Raw genomic sequence first — 23108 nt, 5'->3', positions numbered from 1 at the left:
CTCCCACAGGCCCGCTAAAGCTCAGGTCACGCGTCCAGCCACACCTGTTCGGCGAACATGTAGCCCATGAAGCCGCCCAGCGGGTTGCTGCCGTAGCCCTTGATGCGCGCATCCACGCCGTCGATGTTGCTGATGAACACCGGGATGCCGATGCCGCAGTGGTCGTGCACCAGGGTCTGCATGTCCTTGTACATCTGGCTGCGCTTGGCGTCGTCGGTCTCGCCGCGCGCGGTCATCAGCAACTGGTCGAACTGCTCGTTCTTCCAGCCTGATTCGTTCCACGGCGCGGTGGACTGGAAGAACTGCGAGAAGATGATGTCGGCGTTCGGCCGCGGGTTGATGTTGCCGAAGCTGATGGGGTGCTTCATCCAGTGGTTGGACCAGTAGCCGTCCGGCGGCAGGCGGTTCACGGTCAGGTCCAGGCCGGCCTGCTTGGCCGACTGCTGCAGCAGCACCGCCATGTCCACCGAACCTGTGGCCGCCGGCGAGGCCACCAGCGGCATCTTCACGCTGCTCATGCCGGCCTTCTTCAGCAGGAAGCGCGCCTTGTCCGGGTCGTATGGGGTTTGCGGCAGGTCGGCGTTGTAGTAACGCGAGCCCGGTGCAATGGGGTGGTCGTTGCCCACCACCGCGTAGCCACGGAACACCGCCGACTTCACCTGCTCGCGGTCCAGCAGGTACTTCATGGCCTGGCTGAAATCGGCGTTCTGGGTAGGCATCTGGTCCTGGCGCAAGATCATGTCGGTGTAGTTGCCCGACGGCGCGTCCACCACTTTATGCCCGGCGCTGGCGGCAATGCGCTGGGTGGAGCGCGGGTTCACTTCGTTGATCATGTGCACGTCGCCCGACAGCAGCGCGTTCACCCGCGACGGCTCGTCGGAGATGGCGATGAACTCGATCTCGTCCAGGTACGGCAGGCCCGGCTTCCAGTAGTTGGGGTTGCGCGCCGCCACCGAGCGCACGCCGGGGCGGAACTCCTTGACGGTGAACGGCCCGGTGCCGATGCCCAGGTTGAAGTCGGTGGTGCCGGCCGGCACGATCAACAGGTGCGACACCGCCAGTATCGACGGCAGCTCGGCGTTCGGCGCGGTCAGCTTGATCTGCACTTCCAGCGGGCCGGTGGCCTTGATTTCGGCGAACTGCTCCATCAGCGGCATCACCTTGGAACCGGTGGCCGGGTCTTTGTGGCGGGTCAGCGAGAACACCACGTCGTCGGCGGTCAGCGACTTGCCGTTGTGGAAGGTGACGCCGCTGCGCAGGGTGATGGTCCACAGGCTGGCGTCGGTGTGGTCAATTTTCTCGGCCAGCTCCAGCTGCGGCACCAGGTGCGAGTCGAAACGGGTCAGGCCGTTGTAGAACATGTACTGACGGGCGTAGTCGGTGGACAGCGCGCCCTTGGCCGGGTCCAGGGTGTCGGCGGTGGACGAGGACATGCCCGCCACGCGAATGCGCCCGCCCTTCTTGCCCACGGTGGCGGGGCCGGCGTCGGCCTCGGCGGCGAACACCGAGCCGGCGCCGCCCAGCAAGCCACCCACGCTGCTGGCCATGATGCCGGCCACGCCGAGCATGCGCAGCGCTTCACGGCGCGACATGCCACGGTTCAAGCCTTCGAAGATACGTACGCTGTCGGGGCCGGTGATAAGCGCGGATTCGACCTTTTTGTCTGTCATGGCGGTGCTACCTGTCGATAATCGGGTTACACGAAGGGCTCGCGGTTGGCCGCGAACGTGCTTGAAGCGAAAGCAGGTTCAATCAGTGCAAGTGGTCCTGCAGGCGGTAATACGCGCCCACCAACGGCAGGAACCACGGTTTGCCGAAATGCCCCGGAATGGCCGGCCAGTCCAGGCTGCGCCAGGGGTTGGCGGCGGCGTTGCCGTCCAGCACATCGGCCATTACCCGGCCCATGTGCACCGACATCTGCACGCCATGGCCGCTGTAGCCCATGGAATGGAAAATGCCGTCGTGGGAGCCTGCGCGTGGCAAGCGGTCGGCGGTCATGTCCACCAGGCCACCCCAGCAATAGTCGATGCGCACCTGGGCCAGCTCAGGGAACATCTGCGCCAGGGCGGCGCGCAGAATCTCGCCGCTCTTGGCGTCCGAACGCGGGCTGGACATGGCAAAGCGCGCCCGGCCGCCGAACAGCAGGCGGTTGTCCGGGGTCACGCGGAAATAGTTGCCGATGATGCGGCTGGTCACGTACGAGCGCTGGGCCGGCAACAGGCGCGCCAGCACCGCCTGGGGCAACACCTCGGTGACGATGATGAAACTGCCCACGGGCGCCATGCGCCGGCGGTACCAGTTCAAGTCCCCCACCTGCGACGCCCCGGAGGCCAGCAGCAACTGCCCCGCCTGTACCACACCGCGCGCGGTGTGCACCTGGTAGCCGCCGGCCTTGGCCTGCCATTGGCTGACCGCGGCGTGCTCGTAGATCAGTGCACCCTTGCGCGCCGCCGCCTCGGCCAGGCCCACGCCGAAACGCCCGACGTGCATCTGCACACCGTTGCGCTGCAGCAGGCCGCCGTGAAATTGCCTGGAGTCCACCTCGCTGCGCACGTCTTCGGCCGACAGCAGCTCGACGTCGGCGTCCACCTCGCGGCGAATCAACTCGTAGGTCCTGGCCATGCCGGCGAAATGCTCGGGCTTGGCCGCCAGCTTCAACTTGCCGTTGCGCTGGTAATTGCAGTCGATGCCCTCGCTGCGCACGATGTCATCGACGCTGGCCACCGCGCTCTCATAGGCCTGGTAAAACTCGCGCGCCTGGGTGGCACCCAGCTTGGCCGACAGCGCCGCGTAGTCCTGGGCCACCCCCGTATTGCACTGGCCACCGTTGCGGCCAGACGCCTCGCCAATCACCCGGCCCGCCTCGAACACCGCCACCCGTGCGCCCTTCATCGCCAGCGCGCGGGCCGCCGACAGGCCGGTAAAACCGCCGCCGACAATGGCCACGTCCACCTGCCCCTCCACAGGGCCCACCTGGCCAAGGCCAAAGGCCGGTGCGGTGTCCAACCAGTAGGATTCACTGCTCATGTCTTGCTCCTGCGGGCCACGGTTGAGTGCAGCTGCCACCGCAGTGGCAGCCAGGGGCGAACGGTCAGAGACCGACCAGGCCCGGCAGGCCGCCGATGTCGGCGATCTGGTTGTACCCGTAGCTGGCGTTGGCCGCAGGCTCATGGCCACGGGCAACGAAGGCCTTGTTCTTGATACCCATGTCGTGGGCCGAGAACAGGTCGTAGCGGAAGCTGGAGGACACGTGCAGCACGTCTTCCGGGCCGCACCCCAGGTTGTCCAGCATGAACTCGAAGGCGGCCAGGCGCGGCTTGTAGACCTTGGCCTGGTCGGCGGTGAACACCTTGTGGAACGGCACGCCCAGCTTGTCGACGTTGGACATGATCTGCGAGTCGCTGGCGTTGGAGAAAATCACCAGGGGGATCTTGTCGGCGATTTTCGCAAGGCCGGCGGTCACGTCCGGGTGCGGGCCCCAGGTGGGCACGGCGTCGTAGTACAGGCGCGCCTCGGCTTCCTTGAAGGCCACGTTCCAGCGTTTGCAGGTGCGCTCTAGGGCGTTCTTCAGAATCACGTCGTAGGGCTGCCAGTCGCCCATCACTTCATCCAGGCGGTAGGCCGAGAAACTCTTGACGAAGGCGTCCATCTTGTCAGCCGGCACGCGGTCGGCGAACAGCTCGCGGGTCATGGTGCCCATGTGGAAATTGGTGAGGGTGCCGTAGCAGTCGAAGGTAATGAATTTCGGGCGAAGAAAGCTCATGGTGCCGTTCCTGAGTTCGTGGAAGTCTGTGGCGCAAAGGCCCGGTATACAGTCCCGTGGAGGGCAACCCCTCCGTTGCGCAGCGACTTCATTACAACACCGTGAATTCAGCAGATGGCGTTTAAAGCGCAGCCTTGAAAACACAAAAAACCGTTTTGACGCGTTCCGGCAGCAGAGCGTGCTTCCTGCTCCACACGCGGGCAAACCGCAAAAAAGTGCGCTGTTTTGGGCCCGAAATACGGGGGTGGCGCGGGCGGCCCCAATAAACCACAGCAGATTCTGCGTCAGCGTAGACCAATGCAAGACGGGCGCCAGGTGCGTGCGCAGGCCTTATCTTGGGCTGCCTCTGGTATTTACTGCTGGCGGCCGTCCGGGTTGAAGCAGTTAATGTGGCGCGGCCGTCATGGCGCTGCACAATCTGCCGAACTTGCCCCACCCTATTGCCACCCCCTTGGTGCAGGTGCGATACAAGGCGCCATCGCGACTCAAACGGAGCCACCCATGACCGACTTCCAGTACCGCCCCATGACCGCCGCCGACGTGCCGGCCGCCCATGCTTTATCCGTCGCCTTGAAATGGCCGCACCGCGCCCAGGACTGGGCCATGCTGCAAAGCGTCGCAGACGGCTTCGTGGCCCTGGACCAGGGCCGCGTCATCGGCTCGGCCTTCGCCTGCCACCAGGGCGGCTGGTCGACCATCGGCCTGGTCATCGTCAGCGACGAATACCAGGGCCACGGCATCGGCCGCCGGCTGATGGACCTGGCGCTGGACAGCGTCGGCCCGCGCACCGCGCTATTGAATGCCACCGTGGCCGGCGCACCGCTGTACCGGAAAATGGGCTTCGTCGAGTTCGGGCAGATCCAGCAGCGCCAGGGCACCGTTGGCGTGGTTGCAGCAGCTTCTGCTGGCCGCACCCTGGGCGCAGACGATTACCCACGCATGAGCTACCTGGCCAGCGCCGCCACCGGCCTGGACCGCGGCGCGGTGATGCACGCCGTATTCCCCGACATCGAGCAGGCTGTGGGCCTTGACGTGGACGGCCAGCTGCAGGCCTTTGCCATCATTCGCCCGTTCGGCCGTGGCCGCTGCATCGGCCCGGTGGTGGCGCAAAATGCCGCCCAGGCCCAAGCCTTGATCGCCCAGCTGCTGGCCAGCGTGCCGGACGCCTTCGTGCGCATCGACATCCCCGTGGGCTGCGGCCTGGAAGGTTACCTGGACAGCGTCGGCCTGCCCGGCATCGACACCGTCACCTGCATGAGCCGCGGCGAAATACCCCAGGCCTGCGAAGGCGTGCAGGCGTTTGCGTTGGTGACACAGGCCATTGGTTGATTGATTGAGGAAGTGACATGTCGGCTTCAGTTGCAAGGGTATTGGCGTTTGCGGATGGGCGTGCGGCGTTTCACTCCGGTGAAGCAGGCCCGCTGGCAGAAGGCGACCCGTTCGGCGGGTACCGCAGCACCGTGTTCAGCGATGAACAGGGCTTCGCTGCGGGGCTGGCGGCCGTCTCGGGCCGGTACGACGTGGCGGCCTACCCGTTCACTGAAACGCTGGTGGTGCATGAGGGTGAGCTGAGCTTTACCAGCAATGAACAGACGATTGTGCTGAAGGCTGGGGACTGCCTGGTAATTGCGCGGGGCACGGCGTTTGCGCTGGATGCCAGCGCCGATGGGTTGTGGGCCTGGTTTGCCGCCACGCGCGCCGAGGCGGCCGTGGTGCCTGGGTTGACCGTGGTGAACCGCGACCTGCACCTGAGCCCGTCGGCGCCGCCCGATGACCAGATCCTCATCAGCCGCGCGCCGCAGTGCCGGGCGCAGGGGGTGTTTGAAGAGGGCCCGCTACGAGTTGGCGTGTGGGATTCGACGGCTTATGAGCGGCACAGCCGTGGGCATTTGTGCCATGAGTTCATGCACCTGACTGAAGGCAAGGTGACGCTGCGGTTGGCTGGCGGGGAGGAACTGGTGGTGCATGCGGGGGATACGGTGTTTGTGGCGAAAGGCACGCCTTGTGGGTGGTTGAGCACGGGCTATGTACGCAAATACTACGCGGTGACCTGAGGCCCGAACGCAACCCGTGGGCACTGGCTGGTGCTGTGGCGGGCACCCTTGTGGGAGCGGGCTCTGCCCGCGAAAAGAACGCCTCAGTGTCCCTGGCTGAATTACGGTCCGCGTTGCTCATGACGCGGCCTGGCGGCCGCTGCTACAGATATCGCGTAGCCAGTGCTGCCAGGCCTTAAAACACCGCAACGGCCATCCCAGGATCACCCGCCACGCGCGCATTTTCCTTCCTGATGTTCACCTGCATCGCCACGCGCGCCACATCCAGCACAACGCGAGGCACCTGCTGATACCCCTTACCCTCCATCCACCCCAGCACCTCGGCCAGATGCCAGATCGCAGAGCTGCCTTCATGCACCGGCGTTGGAAAGGTTGGATAACTGACCACCAGCTTGCGCATATTCTGCCGCGTTACCCCCATCACCTCGGCAACATCGGTAAGCCCCACCAGATCGGGTGTCGCCTCAATCAAACGGGCCTCGGGCACCGCCCGCTGAACGTCCGCCAACGCGCTTTCAACCGCTTCCCTGGCCGAAGCGGCTTCGCGCACGAATTCGAGCCCCAGCCGCCCTGGCTGGCCTACGCCGACCAATGCATCGTCACACCCCTGCTCTGCCAGGCGCTCGATAAGCGCGTCGGTGTCGTGGGTGGGTAGTTGGTACTTGAGAGTGAAGGTAAATTCCATCCCTGTTGCTCCGTGGATTGGCTTGCTAGGTTGCTCTGCTTGCTTTTGAACGTAATGTTGCTGGGCTTGCTTTACTCAGTTTTGAGCTTTTCCCGCTGCCGCGAGCAGTTATCTATCACCCGGCACAGCTGCGAAGCGTGGGTCGTTGGGTTCTTGGGGGTGCTCCACACACAAGTGATGCAGAACTCTCCACAACGACATTCGCTGTCGTTGAAGGGACAATAGATTTTTCCCCAAGCGTGCCCCCCTCCCAGCTTCACTACCCAACCTTGCGACTCGGCATGCTGCAAGGCTGCTTCGATTTCCTTCTTCGGATGCTTGGTACGCCCCATCAGCAGTTCTCCAGCATGGGATGACGACAATCGGTTGTCAAGTGACAACCATGCCAGACGCGCGATGCAGGGGCAAGCCGGGGACGTGTCCGCACATTTCCAGAAACAAATCTATCGGAAAAATCCTAGGAAATTTCCTACAACTTCCACGATAATCGAATAATTAGCTTACATTTTCACGCTTGCGCCAATCACCTCTCGTTACTAATCTCCCGCCACCGCTGCATATCAGCGGCCGGGTTTGGTCACCCGAGAATTGGGCGCACTAGCGTCGCCATCCACGCCCGCCACTACGGCAGGTGTGAAGCTTAATGGCAGCTGTGCGCGGGGCATCTTCGGATGCGCCGGGTGCCCAACTCCGGTTGACCAACCCTCGCACAGCCGCCACCTATTCGTTTGGTCACGATGCGGTGGAGGTTCTTTCCATTTGTTGGGAGTTCCATCATGGTCAAGCCAACCCCCGATCCACCCTTCAGCAAAAAACCACCCCCCGATCACCCGTTCTACGCCTCCCCCTTGCCCCAAACCGAGTTCGACCCCAAGCGCGTGGTCGAACACTTCGTGCATCAAAGCACCCTGCTAGAGGTCGCACGCCGCAACGAAGCCCTGCACACCGCCAAACCGCCTCGATGGTGGCAATTCTGGCGCTGGCGTAAAGCCTGGTAATCGCAACGCGCTGCACGTGGCTGCCCCGGGCGGCCACGCTGGTTTACACATAGGGACATTGATCATGAGCGACTTCCAGGAAACCACCGCCCTGCCCTTCGGCATGCGCGACTCGCAACAACAGCCGTTCTTCAGCGTGAACCCAGGCATCAGCCTGGAAGACACCCTGTGCCACCTGGCACACCTGCTGCGCTGCGCCTACGACTCCGCCTACGAACTCACCGACGGCGACGGCATCGAAAAAGGCCTGGCCTGGTCCACCCTGCACCACATCGAAGGCGCCAAGGGGTTGGTGGATGCGTTGATTGCCGTGAGGTAAGCCATGCCCTGCAGCAGCAGCAGCCGTAGCCGCTGCCGCAAGGCTGCGCTGGCCCTCGGCCACACCATTACGCTCAACACAGAATTCATCTTTTCTACGGCCCCACCTGCCGCATAATGACCGCCTAACGTTCGGCTTCATGCCGGACGACGCCGTTTTTTGCCGTATGGAATGTGGAATGAACAGAGTGACCGGCCGTACCGTTTTGACCTGGGCGCTGCCCGCTTTGCTGGCCTTGCTGATGACGGGGTGCGCGAGCGATCGTTCGCGGTGTTATGCCAAAGCGCTGCCTACACAGGGCGAAGGTGGGTTGGCGTGGGGGCCTAATGCGAAGGCTGCCGAGGGGAAAGCGGTGCGTGATTGTGCGACGTATGCAGGGAGAAGTGGGGGGACGCCGGGGACTTGTCGGGTTGTTCTGGTGAAGTGTAAGTAGGGGCTGGTTACCGCGAAGAAGATTCAGGCCCTTCTCCGGCACCCCCTTCAACCTTGTGACAGGGGGGCCGGTGGTTTTGGCAAAAAATGAATTTCAAATCGAGCTCATGCTGTCAAGCAATCGCACATCGTTTCACGAAAGTCAGTAGCCTTGCAGAGAGGGCCCTATCGGTCACTGTCCCAGAGCCACAGATCGAAGCGAGACAGCAAGGTCATACTCCATCAAGCGAACATTCGGCACCTGTGAAGCCGCATATCGCAGTTTCTGCCCAATATTCGATGCCACAATAATTCCGTATACATTCCGTTCGCCCGCAAGATGCTCCTTCACCCACCCCATATACCTAAGAATCTGCCCCATTGCCGCATCCGCCCCTCGCCCTACTTTCAGTTCGAGCACATAAAAATCACCGTTCCCCGTAGCCAGAATATCAATTGGACCAACATCCGTCTGGAACTCCACACCATCGCGATCAACTGCGTGGTAAAGCGAAAGAGCTACGTCATGGCCCGGCAATTTGGGAAGCTTTTTAGCGAGGTAGTCACGCAGGTGAGCCTCAAGAGCGAACATTCCATACGCCTCATCCGGCGAATGTTCGTCCTCGATTATCGACAGCGGATTCTCGTCAACGCCCTCAGCAAGGCGAACGCTCAGTGTTCCGTCGGCTGACTTCGCAATTTCCCATACGCCATGTTTTTCAGGCTGATACCAAACAACTCGGCCGCGACCCGTGCTGTATAGGTAGTCGTAATCCGACTCAGTGAGGCGTGGCTTTTTGTTCTCTCCGTAGTGAATTCGAGATGGATGGTTCACTGCGCCAGAGATGATGCTGCAAGTCATAGAGCTGCCATTGACATCAGCTCCATACATTGACCTAACTTTGGCTCTGATCGCAGTGTATGTACATTCACCACTCATCTGCTGCACTGCTTCGCGAACCATCTGCCAGACGGCCAAGCGGGGAACATCAGTCACCGCGCGCTCCTATAGAAATATCCATCAGGTTAATACAGGTTAGTAAATACCGTCGCGCCCGACTTGCCTAAGAACAGACCGTCTTCAAGCGAACGGCGTACTCTTCAAGCTTGCGGATAAGATCATTAACGCCGACCTCCTTTTGGAGCACCACTTTACGCCATGAAGTACCTTGATGCTTACCAAATCGGCTGTCAAATACTATGAGGAATTCGCGCAATCGTTCACCTTCCGCTTCGGAAGTTGCGAAGCCCGTATCAAGAATCAATGCAACGTCATATTTAGTCTTGGTGCTATCTGTGTACCTGACATGAAGGTACACTGGCCACCAGTCTTCCCCTTTGAACCGCTCCCACCCAGGAGGGCAGATATCGAGCCACGCTCGGGCATGTTCGATATTCTCTCGGCTGAAACCAGGCACCTTGGCCACCAACGTCTCCTTGATAGACGCCATGCCCTGGGTTTCACGAAGGAAAGAAAAAGCTGCCTTGTTCTGCAGCATGAAAATCATGTACGTAGAGCTGCCGTCTTGCAGCCAGCATTTTTCGAGACGACCAGTGTTGGCTTCAAGCAAATGCCTGATTGCGGCACCATGGGTTTGATGCAGCTCCGCAGCCAAGGTAATGGCTCGCTGACTCGCGGGGCTCTCCCAATCAGTCTGCCGGTTGCAGTAGCTCACCACCAACCTGGCGGCCGCATTACCGCGCTCTACGTGCAACAATGCACGATCAGCCGATGCTTTCAGCCAGTCATAACCCAAATGCAACCAATAGCCATTGGAAGGCCGGTCAGACCAGTCACCCCCGACAAAATCCCTATCGAGTGCAATAAAGACGCTGTCGTAATCTTTTAGATGGGGATTACTGGCTACGGTGTCTTGCCAGCTGGCACGGTAACCGTCCAGTTGGTTTTGGCTGTGAGCCGTGCCTGCTTTATTCTCAATCAACAACACAAACTTGTTGTCTGGGTCAATCACGAACAGATCAACCCGTTCAGTGGCCTTCAGCCCTAATTCACGAGCCGTAAATACGCTGCCGAAGCTGGCAGTGCGAATTCGCGATGGCGGCCAATCGGCAAAGAAACGAGCCGTAGTGCTTCTGCCATCCAATCCACACTCGGCAGCTGCTTGAGTGGCGGTGATCAGCAGGTCTCGGACAATCTGATCACCTTGGCCATGCCCTTCGCGAGGGTCAAATAACCAAGCCAGAAAATCCGAGTGCTGGTTTTCGCTCAGGTTGATGACGTCCAAAATGTCATCGCCGATTTTCAGGATTTCACAGAGTTCGGACAGTTTAGGGGCACACAGGAACGCTTCTACAGCTTCAGGTGTTGCATCCATGCGCTAATGCTCACTACGTAAGAGAAGTGGGAGGCGTTACCATGGGAGCCCCATTGGCGACGCAGTTCAGCTAGCGCTATGCCGAGCGGTCATTCGGTCGTGCAACGCTCTAGCCGGGAGAGATGATGGCCAAATAATGCCAAATAGCATCCTCAAGAGCAACAAACACTCCACCGGTACAGATCAAAAGAGATTGTTCTCAGCAACCTCGTTTGATTTCATTCGGCAACGTCCAACGAGCTCCGCAGCGATTTACGGTTGGCCCTTCCAAGACCCTGTCGTCTTGTGGTGCCTTGAGCCAAAGCGGCTCGGGATCGATAGAAATAAGATAACTGTCTTCCACGAACTGTTGCTGGTCACGCGGCCGCCCCAGCTGCCCGCTCTGCCCTAGCGCCTCCAGCGCATGCCCGAAAGCGTGAATACGCTCCACATCATGAACATAAGTAAAGCCCTGTCGGCCCTGCACCAGCCAGGGAAACCGGTCCATCAATTCAGCAAGAAACGGCGCGGAATTGTCTGCGCCGAAATACCAGAAGCGATCCGTCCCCTCCGCCAGATAAACCCTGCGCCCTTGGTCATGCCTGAACGCTTCAATCCAGTTGTGCTGAGCCGATGGCAACCTCCGCCATCGGTCGTTCTCGCGAAAGTACAGGTTATCCCCATACTGCTGCTCAATAGAACCATCCGGGTCGGGGCGCTTCGCTGGAAACTGGTGGAAATACTCGTCCATACCGAGCACCTTCGTCAGGCGCATTGCGTATACCAGCCGGTTACCGGTGGCCTTGGTCGAATGCCCGACGACCCAGTCCCCCGGTACCAGGCGCGCATTCATGTGATTGGGCGTACACAGCGCCAGCGAACATACGCCAAAGAAAGGGTTGGGGGCTAAGCCCGAATCATGCGTCATTACGTACTTGAGCAGTTTCATCCTTACCCTCTGACTGACTGTACAAACATCGAACTGCTGGAACGGATATCTACCCCCTTGGCAGCGGCTACTCCCCTCGCCGCCGAACCGCCCGCTCAATCCGCGCCCGCCCCGCATGCGTCAACTTCTGCACACCCGCCTCGCGCGACACCGCATATACCAACGCCTCCCCCGATAACCCACGCACCACCATCTCCTCTACCAGCGCTCCGAGCTCAGGCAAGCAAATCTCCATCAAACTCCGAATCGCATCCTCTTCATCCGCCCCCCGGAAAACAGCCAAGCCATCGTGCTCCAGCGCTGCCGGCCAATAAAACACGCCGACCTGTTCTTCCTCATGAGAGCGGAAACGGCCTTTCGCCAACTGGTCGACACGATCCCGAATTCGCGACCCTGTACGCACCCAGCCATGGGCCCGTGCGATACGGCGCGCCAAGACCGTGTCGAGCACGGGGCCTTCTTGATCGATTACATAGGTAATCATCTGCTCAAGAACCGGGGTGTATCCCGCATCGAAGAACCGATCCGGGTCCACGCCGTCCACTGCCTGAGCCGCGTCTACTTCGCGGTAAACCGGACGGGCAACCGTGAGCGCGTGCAACGCTGGCGCGTGAGCCGCCGCTGGTGGAGGTGCAGGCGTCGCGACGCCGGCATAAAGCACCTGTGGCAATGCGCCGTCCGGATCATTCGCCCCCGGCGCTTGCACGTCTGGCGCCAGTACTTGCCCCACCTCATCGGCAATGGCGATAGCCTCGGCCACCGCAGCGTCCACCTGCTGCCGGGCGGCTTCTTGCGTGGCATCTACCTGTGCCTGTTTAGCGCGAGCGTTCGCCAGCAGCGCCGAAAGGCTCTGATGCACTTTTTCCGCTGTACCGGCCGCGTCAACCCACCAGTCCGTCGACCAGATGCGTACGATGTCCCAGCCCAGGCCGCGCAGCACGTGTTCACGCAGTTTGTCGCGGTCACGAGCCGTGGCACTGCGGTGGTAAGTGGCACCATCGCATTCCACGCCCGCCAGGTAGCGGCCAGGCGCGTCGGGGTCGACGACCCCCAGGTCGATGCGGAAGGACGACACTCCGATCTGGGTGTGAACCTGCCAGCCTTTCTTCGCCAGTACTGCGGCCACTGCTTCTTCGAACGGACTGTCGAAGCCGCCCACGCTGCCGGAGTTGGCCTCGACCAATGCGGCTGCACCGCGCTCGGCGAATTCCAGGAAGTGCTTGAGGTCCTTGACGCCGACGGCTTGTGTGCGGGCCAGGTCGATAGACTCGGGGCGCAAGCTGGAGAACACCAACAGTTCATGCCGAGCCCGGGTAACGGCCACGTTAAGCCGGCGCTCGCCACCTTGACGGTTCAGAGGGCCGAAGTTCATGGACATGACACCCGCTGCATCCTTGGCGTAGGTGATCGAGAAGTAAATGATGTCACGCTCATCACCCTGCACGCTTTCCAGGTTCTTGACGAACACCGGCTCAAGTTCCGATTCGGCAAAATACGGCTCCAGCGACGGGTCTTTGCGGCAGGCGTCATCCAGGAGGTCGTGGATGAGTTTCTGCTGCTCGCCGTTGAAGGTCACTACGCCCACGGTTTGGCCAGACGCCCGGAATTCAGGAGATTTCAACCTGGCGACCAGATGCGCGACCAGCGCCCTTGCTTCAACGGGGTTGGTGCGGGACCCGCCTTTCTCGTACACGCCCGCCACCGGACACAGCTTGACCGCTTTGTCAGCCGTGTGGGGCGATGGGAACGTGACCAGTTTCGAGTTGTAGTAACGCTGGTTGGAGAACGCGATCAGGCTCTCGTGGCGGCTGCGGTAGTGCCAGTTGAGGTTGCGAGTGGGCAGGTTGGCGCTGATGCATTCATCGAGGATGCTTTCCAGATCAGCTTCAACATCTTCATCTTCAGCCGTGGACTCAGCGCGATCAAAGAACGAGGTCGGCGGCAGCTGCTTCGGGTCTCCGACCATCACCACCTGGCGCCCGCGCGCCATGGCGCCGATAGCGTCCCACACGGGGATCTGTGAGGCCTCATCGAAAATCACCAGATCGAAGGGCGCAGTACCAGGCGGCAGGTATTGGGCAATCGACAGCGGGCTCATCAACAGGCAAGGCGTCAGCTTGGTCAACGCCTCGGGAGCCCGACTCATCAGTTCACGCAAAGGGATGTGCCGGGTTTTCTTGCCCATCTCATGGCGCAGCAGCCCCCATTCCGAAGATCGGCTGACGCTGTCCTGGCTGGGCAGGTCCGCGCACAGCCGTGCCCGTAGCCAATCACGAGTCAATGCGGTAAAGCGGTCATCCAGCACGCGAAAATCGCGAATGCGCTGTTCGTGTTCAACGCTGACGAAGGTACGAATGACGGCTTCGTTGTCGACCGTCGCGTTCAACCACCAACGGGCGTAGTTCACTTCGAGGTGGCGGCGGACACTGGCGACGCCGGTGCTGCCGACTTCCATGGATTCCACCAAGGTGCCCAAGCCCAGCACATAGGCTTCATCCCTAACCTTGCGCCAGGCGCACCAGGATTTGAGACGCGGCTCGGACAGGACCACGGTATGGCAACTTTGTTTGAACGATTCCAGGGTCTGCTCGACGACGGCCGCCGCTCCTGGCCCGGTGAAATGCCCTACCGTGACGAACTGGTCGGTGCGCTCCGCCAATTGCGCGAGCTTTTCGCGCAAGGCTACCCCACTTAGAACAATGGCGCCCTCGGGCTCGAGAAGCGCGTTGCCATCGCCAAGCAATGTGTTCAGTGGCGCTTTGTAGGCCGATATCTGCTCAGGATTCAGCGCCAGCTTGGCGAGCGCAGTGGCCAGCCGCGCCTGGAATGCGATGGCTTGACGGGCGTGTTCGAGCTTGGTTTTAAGGTCGCTCCACAACGGAATCAACTCTTTTAAATCCACCAGATCAGCCAGCTGTCGTTCGACCCCTGACCGCTGGCGAAGCAGCTCGAAGTCAGCCTTCAGCACGGCACCGCAAGTACCGGCCTCAACCAGTGAGTGCTCGTCCGACAGCTTGCCGCGCTCGACGATTTCATGCTTGTCGGCCTGGAATTTAAGCGCCGCACGGAGCCCATCGACGTAAGTATCCAGTCCTTTCCACAAGCCGTGCACTTGCTGGTCGAGGGAACCCAGTTCGACCATTTCACCATCGAGCCGCACTATTTTTCGCAGTCGGCTGAGCTCTGCTTTCAACGCTTCGCCCAGATGGCCTTGATCTACCGCTTCGAATCCTTCATCCGTCCAAGTGTTGTTGGCCTTCTGCGCGCTGATCGCCTGCTGCAACCGAAGGCTGACTTCCAAATGCAGGGCATTCGACTCGGCGCCCTTCCAAACCGCAGCCGCTTCGCCGGTCGGTTCAAGCGCATGGATGGCTTTGCGTACGGCGCGAATCTGGCTCCAGGTATCCAGGTCCTTGCCCGCATCCAGTTCACCAGGCGCTGCTTGCGTAGCCGCCAGCACGGCCGTGATTTGCCGCTTGGCAAACCAGGACTTGGGCCAAAAGGTGGCTTCGGCCGCATTCCATTGCTGCTGTAGCTGGTCGATATTCAACGCTTCGACGGAGTCGGCATAGCTCACCGACAACTGCTGCTTGAGCGCCGCTATCTGCGCCAACAAGCCAATCGCCTGGGTCAGTACCGTCTGGGTCGATTCGGACCAGACCGGGCCCACCTGCTCCAACGTCTCACGGCGTTGCTGGAGTAAGTCCAAGGCGTGCTTCGCTTGGGTGACTACGGCTGACGGCCAGGGTGCCGAAAGGCCGGCGCTCAGTTGACGATGTTGCTCGATGTGCTCACAGCCGTCCCCCAACCGCTGGGCCAAGGTACGGGCATCGGGCCTCAGGGCGAAGCGCCAATCATGCCCTGCCGCTTCAGGCAGAACCTCGGACAAGGCTGACAAGCCCTGCAAGCCAGTGTGTGTGAGAGCTGCCGAAGGTAACCCAGTCAACTCGATAAACTTATCTGCGGCGCGCTGGACGGCCTCAGCTGCCGGAATGGCGTCGCGCGCAGCTTGTACAAAATGCTGCTGCCAGTGGGGCGACCAATCTGTCTGCCCGACTACAGACAGTGCATGGCCTGCCAGTTGGTCGAACCCGACAGCCTGAGCGTTGACCTCCAGCCGGTCGCCCACTTCACGCAGGTCAAGCAACGCCTTGTGGTCGTGGAACTCCGGGGTCGGCCACGCCAACGAAAAATGCGGCACGTCTACGCCGTCAGTGACGACACCAATGGCTTCATAGATGGAATAACCGTTACGGTGGCGACGGTGCAGACGTTCCACATACAGGTTCAAGCTGTCGCGCAGCGCACTCAAACGCAGTGCTTCGGCCTCCCACGCGGCGGTGTCGACCTGCCCCTTGGCTTCCCAGGCAGATTGCAGCTGAGCCAGCACATCGGTCTTCCGGGCCTTGCTGGAGTGGACCTCCAGACAGAACTCCCCAAGCCCGATTTCCCGAAGCCGGCGATACACCACATCCAGCGCTGCGATCTTCTCAGAAACAAACAGCACGCGGCGGTTCTGGGCGATGGACTGCGCGATCATGTTGGCAATGGTCTGGCTTTTACCCGTGCCTGGCGGGCCGATCAGCACGAAATCCTTGCCCTTGGAGGCAGCCATCACGGCGGAAAGCTGCGAGGAGTCGGACGGCAGCGGGCAGAACACGTCGGCCGGACCGAAGTCACGGTCCAGTGCCCGGGCCTCAGGGAACGTCAGGTCAGAAGCGAACGAGTCTCGCGGCGTGTCCAGCAGGTGCTGCACCACCAGACTTTGCCGCAGGTGCGCCTCGTTCTCCGCCAGGTCCTTCCACATCAGGTATTTGGCGAACGAGAACATCGACAGCACCACGTCTTCATTCAGCTCCCAACCTGGCACGTCCTTGATTGCATGACCGACCTGCCGCCAGATTCCAGCGATATCCAGGCCTGAGTCGTCCTGGGGCAGCTCGTGCTCGAGCGACCCGAGCCCAAGCTCGAAGTCCTGGCGCAGCATCTCGATAAGCGTGGGGTTGAAGCGTGGCTCATCATCGTGCAACACAATGGAGAAACCAGACCGGGCACTCCTGCGTTCAAGCGTAACGGGGATCAACACCAGGGGAGCGCGGTAGCGTTGGTCGGCGCGATCCTCGCGTGTCCAGCTGAGGAAGCCGAGTGCCAGGAATAGTGTGTTAGCCCCACCCTCCTGCAACGCGGTTCGGGCACCGCGGTAGAGTTCAGTGAGCCGTGAGTCCATTTCCGCACCCGACAGCGCGACGAAGACTTCCCGCCGCTTCAGCGCATCCTCGGCATGGCGACGCCGCACATCTTCCCGCTCACGCTGTTCGTAGAGCGCACGCTCGCGGGGATCCGCGCCGTCCATCAAGTCTGGGCGGGTCAGCAGGCGAAGTGATTGGCCACTGGCCAGGAGATCCTCGAGCGCACCCGGGTCTGGCGCTTCGAGCTTGAGGGCGCGCTTGCCGGTCTTGAAGTTGAGCAGGTTATTCTTGAGGGAAAGGTCCAGGAGCTTACGCTGCCAACGGCCCAGGCGGTCTGCCGGGTCCAGTCTGGAAACATCGACGTCTGCTACCTGAGCGTTATCGACTGGCAGATCCGCGTTACTTTCAACGCCAAGATTCGATATCCCGGCCTCATCAGTGTCAACCGGGCGCGCGACATGCGCTTCCGCGCTAGCAAGCGGTTTGATGCGCTGTAGACGTGCTCGCCGAATATCCAACAGCATTTGGAATGGCACTTCCGCGTCTTCGGCAACCTGAAGGGTTCCCCGCTCTGCCGCATAAGAGAATGAACAAATGGGGTGCTGGGTAATTAGGGTCGTCTCGAACAACACCAGTTCTTTCAGCTTTACCCGCTTGCGGATAGTGGTGACGTCGTCGACCAGCGCCGTGGTGAACTCCTCGGGCTTGAGCCACAGGCCGGCGAAAGCATGGCCATGGGTAAAGACCATCACCGGATTTAGACCAGCCTGCTCCAGTGCCGCACAGAAAAACAACGCCAGGTCCAGGCACGTGGCCAAGCCGGTATCGGTGACTTGGCTGGGGCTGCGGACCTTTTGACCAAACTGCTCGAAACTGGCGGGCGGTAGCGCGTAGTCCAGCTTCATGCGCGCCACGGCAGCCCAGATCGCCGAAGCCAACTCCCACGCCCGCTTGGCGCCCCCTTCGTAGCCATCCAAAGCCGACGGCCTGTCGCTTTTGCGCAACACATCCGCCGCCTGCTTGAGCAAGCGTTCAACGGCGCTGTCGTTCGGCTGCACAAAGGCGGCGGTCATGTCGGGTATGTGTGCCAGACCGCCCCACTGGTTGCGAGGTAACAGTTCAACCACATGCTCAGTGCGCAGCACCTCTGTGCGGCCAGCGCCGGCTTCACGGTCGTCGGCTTCGAGCAAGAAAGTGAAGGTTGAGCTTTCTGCTTCTGTCAGACGCCCGAGCAATGCGCCGTCGAGCACCAGGTCAAGGCCAGGGATGATCTGGAATGCTCCGGCACTGATCTCATCAATGCGCCAGATCTTGGGTTTGAACACCGCTGGCGACGAAGTCAGGGTAAGCGTTGCATTCAAGTAACGCTTATCCGTTTCGTTCAGAATCCGCAGTTCGCGAATGACCGGAATAGCGTTTTGGAAATCTGCCAGGTTAAGTTTGGAAACCAGCGTGGCGAGGATTTTGAGTTCTTTGGGCAGCGGGGCTTCAGGTGCCGGAACAGGCTGAACGGAATCGTCCATGTGCAACCATCCTTGTCATGGTGCCCAAGGGAGTGCGGACGAGCGCCCGATCTTGGTAGGCCCCGCTCAGGCTAGTGGCGCGATGATAGCGCTTCTTGGGTGGGGTGGTAATCAGCCTTTGGTCGTCGGACGCGTGTTCTCTAGCGATGATCCGGCATGGCTGGGACAGGCCAAGCCCTACCGACGATAAACCACCAACTCCCCGGACGTAGCAATCACCAAGCTCTTCCCCGACCAGGAAAACCCAAACGCCCTCAACTCGCGCTCGACCGCCAACTTATGAAAAGTGCATGGCTGCTTATAACGTTCGCCATACAGCCACGACCCCGGTTCCACCAGCAACAGGTGATGTTCCGGCCAACTCAACGTTACGGTCTCAACACACCACCCATCCGGTGACGCAACGGGCAGCCCGCCCCCGCTGATCCCTGACGTTCGTATATTCATGCCGGCCAGCGGGCCTATTCCTTCGCACTCCAGGTAGGCATCGGTCAGTACATCGTCGGCATAATCCCGCGCGATTTTTGCTCCCGTAAGGCAATCGAATACGCCACGCCCAGAACTCGACACCACAAAAAGCAGCTCTGAATCGCGATGAAAGCCGATGTCAAACAACCCGGCTACGCAATACCGGGCAATCTCTATCCACGGATGCGGAGGCGCGGTTATTTTGCGGTCGTGGATCGCAGCGCGCAGTGGCGCTAGATGGTCAGTGGTCATTTGGGGCTGCATCAATTCCGATAGTTCGCCAACGATACCATGGGCTGCCGTGTGCTCCTCCAGATCAGCTGCAGCCTTCGGCAGCGGCTACACCAGGACTCCGTAGCAGCGGCCGCAAGGCCGCGTCCAGGCCCCTGCGGTTTTGCGGGGGCGTCGGACGCAGCCTTCGGCAGCTGCTACGTGGGTTTTATGGCGGCCATCTGTGCGCGAATCCACTGCAGGAAAACGCACCCTTTTCCGCCCTCCTCGAACCCCCGCGGCGCCAGCAGGCAATACTTCGACCCATCGCGCCGAAACCCGAACGGCGCCACCAGCTGCCCCGACGCCAGCTCATCCTGCACCATCAGGAACGACGACAATCCTACCCCCAACCCCGCCGCAGCCGCCTGGATGCACAGGTAGAAATGCTCGTACTCCAACCGCGTCGACGCCGGTGCCGCCACTTCCGCCAACCGCAGCCAATGCTCCCACGCCAACGGCCGGGTCTTGCTGCGCAACAGGCGCATCCCGTCCAGCTGCTGGCCTTCGGGCCATAGCGCTGGCGTGCACACCGGGCCTATCCATTCTTCGCAGATGGTTTCGCTGTACAGCGACTCGCCCCAGTAGAAGTCGTCCCGCCGCACCGCCACGTCGGCGCCGGTGCGGGCGAAGTCGATGGGGCCGCCGGCGGTCAGCAGTTGCACTTGCAGGTGCGGGTGGGCGGCGTGGAAGTCCGGCAGGCGCGGGATCAGCCATTTCATGGCGATGGTCGGTTCGCAGGACACCACCAGCACGTCTTCGCGCGCGTCGCGGCGCAGGGTGTCGACGGCGCCTTCGAGCTGTTCGAAAAACGGCCCGGTGACGTTGTACAGCAGCCGGCCGGCGTCGTTGAGGAAGATGGCGCGGTTGCGCCGGTCGAACAGTTCGACGCCGATGCCCTCTTCCAGCAGCCGCACCTGGCGGCTGACGGCGCCGTGGGTGACGTGCAACAGGCGCGCGGCCTGGACGAAGCTCTGGGTTTGCGCGGCGACGGTGAAGAAGTGCAACGCGGTGAGGGTTGGCAGCTTCATATAGGCGATGATTTCTCACAGATTAGCTGCACTATAAATCGTTTTTGTTCCCCATCGCAAAGCGCCACTCTGCGCGGCATGGCGCACGGTACCTGTGCGAAAACGTCGTGCAAAATGGGGAGCAGGTATGAATGAGTTGTTGGCCGTAGCGGCGATCACGATGCTGGCGGTGATCAGCCCAGGGCCGGACTTTGCGATGGTCACCCGCAACAGCTACGCCTACGGGCGCCGCAGCGGGCTGATGGCGGCGCTGGGCATCGCCTGCGGGGTGCAGGTGCATGTGTTGTATACGGTGTTGGGCATTGCGCTGATCATCACCCACTCGCCGATGGTGTTCACGGCGATGAAGCTGCTGGGGGCGGGTTACCTGATCTACCTGGGGTGGAAGTCGTTGAGCAGCACGTCGGCCTTGGAGGTGGGCGTGGCCAGCGGTCCGCGCCCGTCTGCTGGCAAGGCGTTCGGGATGGGGTTCCTGACCAACGCGCTGAACCCGAAGACGATGCTGTTCGTGGTGGCCACTTACAGCCAGGTGGTGCAGGTCAGCAACGGTTTGGCGACTGATTTGGGCTATGGGCTGTTCATGTCGCTGGCGCATTGGGGGTGGTTCAGCGTTGTGGCGGTGTTCTTTTCGGCAGAGGCGTTGCGCGGGCGTTTGCTGGCCAGGCAACGGGTGCTGGACAGGGTGATTGGTGCGGCGTTGATTGGGTTGGGGGTGGGTTTGGCGCTGGCTGGGTTGTAGCCGCGGCTGTCAGGCGGCGGCTACAGGGCGCATCACGCTTGACTCTGTTGAATCAACGCTACTTCAAGACGTGCCTCGCGGCGCGCTTTTTCCGCGTGCTCCTGGATGATGCCCGGGATCAGGAACGCATCCACCAATAACCAGAGGCCGGTAATGATGAGCGGGAAGATGGTGAAACAACCGATAACGGTGATGATCAATTGAGCCACGGCAGTGCCCGTTTTACCCAGGTAAAAACGGTGTGCGCCGAAGCCGCCCACGAATAACCACAACAGGTAGGCAACGCCAGTGGACTTCTTGGCGTTTGCCACTTTCTGTTCAATAAGCATTTCGGCTTGCAGGGATGACATTCAGGTTTCCTTTCCCAATCGGGATTCCATGTGTCGAACTGACACGATCTTGGACAACGCAAAACGATATCATTTTGCAATCAAGAAAGCATGTGCCTGGATCTGTAGAGACGTCCACGGTCCCGTAGCAGCGGCCACCAGGCCGCGTCCCAGGCGCCGCAGTGCAAAGAATGCAGAGCGGGTTACACTGCTTCCCACAACCCCACCCACGAGCCCCGCCCATGCCCACCTCCCTGCGCCGCCCCACCCCCGCCCCGCTGCTGGCTCCCGGTGAAACCGTGGTGCTGTTCGACGGGGTGTGCAAGCTGTGCAATGGCTGGGCGAAGTTCCTGATTCGCCATGACCGCAGCCAGCGGGTGCGCCTGGCCACAGTGCAGTCGCCCGAGGGGCAGGCGTTGCTGGCGTGGGCCGGCCTGCCGGTGGATGCGTTCGACACCATGGCGGTCATCCGCGACCACCATTATTGGGTGCGTTCGGAGGCGTTTTTCGCGGTGGTGGCGCTGCTGCCTGCGCCCTGGCCGGCGCTGCGGGCGCTGCGCGTTTGCCCATTGTGGTTGCGCGACTGGGCCTACGACCGCATCGCGCTCAACCGCTACCGGCTGTTCGGCAAATATGACGTGTGCCTGATGCCCACGCCGGACCATCAGCGGCGCTTTCTCAAGGCGCCGGCATGAACCGCCTGCGCCAGGCACATTGGCTGGGGCGTGGCGGCCTGGCGTTCATGTTTGCCTACCATGGGCTGGTGCCCAAGCTGATCATGACCGCCCCTGGGGAGCGCACGTTGCTGCAGGCCCATGGCCTCGGGGATGCGCTGTGGTTTTCCCAGGCGGCCGGGGTGGCCGAGCTGGCGCTGGCGGCGTTGTTGCTGTTCACGCCGGGGCGCAGTTGGCCGTTGCTGGTGGCGGGCGTGGCGTTGTTGGCGCTATTGGTGGATGTGGCGCTGGTGCAGCCATCGATGCTGGCGGATGCGTTCAACCCGGTGACCTTGAACGTGGCCGGCATGGCGCTGGCCGCAATCGCCTGGGTGACACGGCCCCCGTAGCAGCGGCCGCCAGGCCGCGTCCCAGGCGCCGCGGTGAACGTGGTGGGCTTCGGGACGCTGCCTGCGGCAGCTGCTACGGGGGGGTGTTAATTCATCTTCCAGGGGGAGCTGCCGGCCTATGATGGGGGCTTTGCGGAAAGGGAGTTCCCCATGAAGTTGTCACGCCTTGCCTGCAGGGTCGCGTTCACGCTGTTGGCAACGAACATCGTCAACGTCTGCTTCGCCGCCACAGCGCTTACGCAGCCCAATCCACCGGCGGCGTCGATCTACGAGGCCATCGACCGCTACTCGACCATCGAAGACGCCACCAAGCGCACCGCCGTGGTGGCGGTGATGATCGCTCCGATGGTCCGCCAACTCGAAGCCAACCCAACGTTAGGCCACCCGTTGAATAACGCGTCCGCGCTCGAGCTCGCCAGTTCGGACGCCGCGTTCGCCCGGTTTCTGGGCGTTGCCTCGCTCGGCGCCACCTTCACCCCGCCCAATGCGCCCCTGACCTTGCCGTGCGCAGCGCTGGTGCGCCGCCCTGGGCTGATGGCGGCGCTGGGCTCGGTCTATGGCGGGGCCATTGACAGCCAACTGGTCGCTACGGACTGCGAAGCCACCCTGCCTGCCCTGCCCGCCCTGGATGCGTTGGCGCACGCTGCAGAACAGGTGCAGCCCGATTGCCCGGGGACGGTACGGTTCTCGCTGTATCGTGAATACACCAGGACGCGGCTGGCGGTGCGGTTGCACGACATGGCGCTGTGGCGGGCGGCCAGTGACGTGCCCGAGGCATCAATGCAGTACCCAGTGGGCGAGCCGCGCTTTATCGCCGATCACCAGGCGTTGATGCGGCAAGCAGCCGCTGAGCTGGCGGCCTACTACACAAGCCAGTTCGCCGTGCCCGCCGGCGCAGCGCAAGAGCAGGCCCAACGGGCTGTTCACCTGACCGTCAGCGGCGCTTACAACCTGTGCATCATGGGCTAGCCGCAGCGCTGCGCCACACTGCTGGGCTTCAGG

General features: G+C 61.6%; 21 protein-coding genes. 9 read left to right on the top strand and 12 right to left on the bottom strand.

Going from position 1 to position 23108, the window contains the following annotated elements; translation table 11 throughout:
- Positions 1 to 26: 26 nt before the first annotated feature.
- From AC0J42_RS12285 to AC0J42_RS12275, 3 genes are all read right to left on the bottom strand, one after another.
- The gene (locus AC0J42_RS12285) at positions 27 to 1670 is read right to left on the bottom strand and encodes an ABC transporter substrate-binding protein (protein WP_473006338.1); all 1644 of its coding nucleotides are present in this window, start codon (positions 1668 to 1670) and stop codon (positions 27 to 29) included.
- A gap of 82 nt (positions 1671 to 1752) precedes the next feature.
- Positions 1753 to 3027, bottom strand: coding sequence for an NAD(P)/FAD-dependent oxidoreductase (locus tag AC0J42_RS12280; RefSeq protein WP_473006337.1), 1275 nt, complete (start codon positions 3025 to 3027; stop codon positions 1753 to 1755).
- 64 nt (positions 3028 to 3091) lie between these two features.
- A complete protein-coding gene (locus AC0J42_RS12275) occupies positions 3092 to 3763 on the bottom strand; it encodes a haloacid dehalogenase type II (RefSeq protein ID WP_473006336.1) in 672 nt (223 codons plus the stop codon).
- Between the two features lie 501 nt (positions 3764 to 4264).
- Between AC0J42_RS12275 and AC0J42_RS12270 the strand changes: the two genes are divergently transcribed.
- Positions 4265 to 5092, top strand: coding sequence for a GNAT family N-acetyltransferase (locus tag AC0J42_RS12270; protein WP_473006335.1), 828 nt, complete (start codon positions 4265 to 4267; stop codon positions 5090 to 5092).
- Between the two features lie 17 nt (positions 5093 to 5109).
- Positions 5110 to 5817: a cupin domain-containing protein gene (locus AC0J42_RS12265; RefSeq protein WP_473006334.1), complete on the top strand. Its 708-nt coding sequence runs from the start codon at positions 5110 to 5112 to the stop codon at positions 5815 to 5817.
- A 175-nt stretch (positions 5818 to 5992) separates the two neighbouring features.
- Here the strand turns inward: AC0J42_RS12265 and AC0J42_RS12260 are convergent, their stop codons facing one another.
- Entirely contained in the window at positions 5993 to 6502 is a 510-nt protein-coding gene (locus AC0J42_RS12260) for a helix-turn-helix transcriptional regulator (RefSeq protein ID WP_473006333.1), read from the bottom strand.
- Positions 6503 to 6573: 71 nt separating this feature from the next.
- Positions 6574 to 6834, bottom strand: a complete 261-nt coding sequence (locus AC0J42_RS12255) for a hypothetical protein (protein WP_416423816.1) — start codon at positions 6832 to 6834, stop codon at positions 6574 to 6576.
- Positions 6835 to 7278: 444 nt separating this feature from the next.
- Here AC0J42_RS12255 and AC0J42_RS12250 point away from each other — a divergent pair, with 444 nt between their 5' ends.
- From AC0J42_RS12250 to AC0J42_RS12240, 3 genes are all read left to right on the top strand, one after another.
- The gene (locus AC0J42_RS12250) at positions 7279 to 7500 is read left to right on the top strand and encodes a hypothetical protein (RefSeq protein ID WP_473006332.1); all 222 of its coding nucleotides are present in this window, start codon (positions 7279 to 7281) and stop codon (positions 7498 to 7500) included.
- A 64-nt stretch (positions 7501 to 7564) separates the two neighbouring features.
- Complete coding sequence (locus tag AC0J42_RS12245) at positions 7565 to 7819, top strand: DUF3077 domain-containing protein (RefSeq protein ID WP_416423814.1); 255 nt, start codon at positions 7565 to 7567, stop codon at positions 7817 to 7819.
- A 178-nt stretch (positions 7820 to 7997) separates the two neighbouring features.
- Positions 7998 to 8252, top strand: a complete 255-nt coding sequence (locus AC0J42_RS12240; protein ID WP_416423813.1) for a hypothetical protein — start codon at positions 7998 to 8000, stop codon at positions 8250 to 8252.
- 171 nt (positions 8253 to 8423) lie between these two features.
- On the opposite strand, the gene AC0J42_RS12235 is transcribed toward AC0J42_RS12240, so the two are convergent.
- From AC0J42_RS12235 to AC0J42_RS12210, 6 genes are all read right to left on the bottom strand, one after another.
- Positions 8424 to 9227, bottom strand: coding sequence for an endonuclease NucS domain-containing protein (locus tag AC0J42_RS12235; protein WP_473006331.1), 804 nt, complete (start codon positions 9225 to 9227; stop codon positions 8424 to 8426).
- Positions 9228 to 9294: 67 nt separating this feature from the next.
- Positions 9295 to 10566: a PDDEXK-like family protein gene (locus AC0J42_RS12230; RefSeq protein ID WP_416423811.1), complete on the bottom strand. Its 1272-nt coding sequence runs from the start codon at positions 10564 to 10566 to the stop codon at positions 9295 to 9297.
- A 199-nt stretch (positions 10567 to 10765) separates the two neighbouring features.
- On the bottom strand, positions 10766 to 11494 hold the full coding sequence (locus tag AC0J42_RS12225) for an Nmad2 family putative nucleotide modification protein (RefSeq protein WP_473006330.1): 729 nt from the start codon (positions 11492 to 11494) through the stop codon (positions 10766 to 10768).
- A 67-nt stretch (positions 11495 to 11561) separates the two neighbouring features.
- Positions 11562 to 18206, bottom strand: coding sequence for a DUF3320 domain-containing protein (locus AC0J42_RS12220; RefSeq protein ID WP_473006329.1), 6645 nt, complete (start codon positions 18204 to 18206; stop codon positions 11562 to 11564).
- 177 nt (positions 18207 to 18383) lie between these two features.
- On the bottom strand, positions 18384 to 18926 hold the full coding sequence (locus AC0J42_RS12215; RefSeq protein ID WP_473006328.1) for a hypothetical protein: 543 nt from the start codon (positions 18924 to 18926) through the stop codon (positions 18384 to 18386).
- A gap of 176 nt (positions 18927 to 19102) precedes the next feature.
- Positions 19103 to 19975: a LysR substrate-binding domain-containing protein gene (locus AC0J42_RS12210; RefSeq protein WP_473006327.1), complete on the bottom strand. Its 873-nt coding sequence runs from the start codon at positions 19973 to 19975 to the stop codon at positions 19103 to 19105.
- Positions 19976 to 20102: 127 nt separating this feature from the next.
- Between AC0J42_RS12210 and AC0J42_RS12205 the strand changes: the two genes are divergently transcribed.
- Positions 20103 to 20714: a LysE family translocator gene (locus AC0J42_RS12205; RefSeq protein ID WP_473006326.1), complete on the top strand. Its 612-nt coding sequence runs from the start codon at positions 20103 to 20105 to the stop codon at positions 20712 to 20714.
- Between the two features lie 32 nt (positions 20715 to 20746).
- Here the strand turns inward: AC0J42_RS12205 and AC0J42_RS12200 are convergent, their stop codons facing one another.
- The gene (locus AC0J42_RS12200; RefSeq protein ID WP_473006324.1) at positions 20747 to 21064 is read right to left on the bottom strand and encodes a TM2 domain-containing protein; all 318 of its coding nucleotides are present in this window, start codon (positions 21062 to 21064) and stop codon (positions 20747 to 20749) included.
- A gap of 221 nt (positions 21065 to 21285) precedes the next feature.
- On the opposite strand from AC0J42_RS12200, the gene AC0J42_RS12195 reads away from it, so the two are divergent.
- The 3 genes from AC0J42_RS12195 to AC0J42_RS12185 all read left to right on the top strand — a co-directional run bounded on the left by AC0J42_RS12195 (position 21286) and on the right by AC0J42_RS12185 (position 23075).
- The gene (locus AC0J42_RS12195; RefSeq protein ID WP_473006323.1) at positions 21286 to 21738 is read left to right on the top strand and encodes a thiol-disulfide oxidoreductase DCC family protein; all 453 of its coding nucleotides are present in this window, start codon (positions 21286 to 21288) and stop codon (positions 21736 to 21738) included.
- Positions 21735 to 22106 carry a DoxX-like family protein gene (locus tag AC0J42_RS12190; protein WP_473006322.1) on the top strand — a complete coding sequence of 124 codons (372 nt, stop codon included), beginning with the start codon at positions 21735 to 21737 and terminating at the stop codon, positions 22104 to 22106. Before AC0J42_RS12195 ends, AC0J42_RS12190 begins: the two co-directional genes overlap by 4 nt.
- Positions 22107 to 22256: 150 nt before the next feature.
- Positions 22257 to 23075 carry a hypothetical protein gene (locus AC0J42_RS12185; protein WP_473006321.1) on the top strand — a complete coding sequence of 273 codons (819 nt, stop codon included), beginning with the start codon at positions 22257 to 22259 and terminating at the stop codon, positions 23073 to 23075.
- The last annotated feature ends 33 nt before the right edge of the window (positions 23076 to 23108 follow it).

Source organism: Pseudomonas sp. Tav-5-1A (assembly GCF_055755055.1).
Note: the sequence above shows the minus strand (reverse complement) of the source record. Positions and strands in the feature narration are given on the sequence as shown.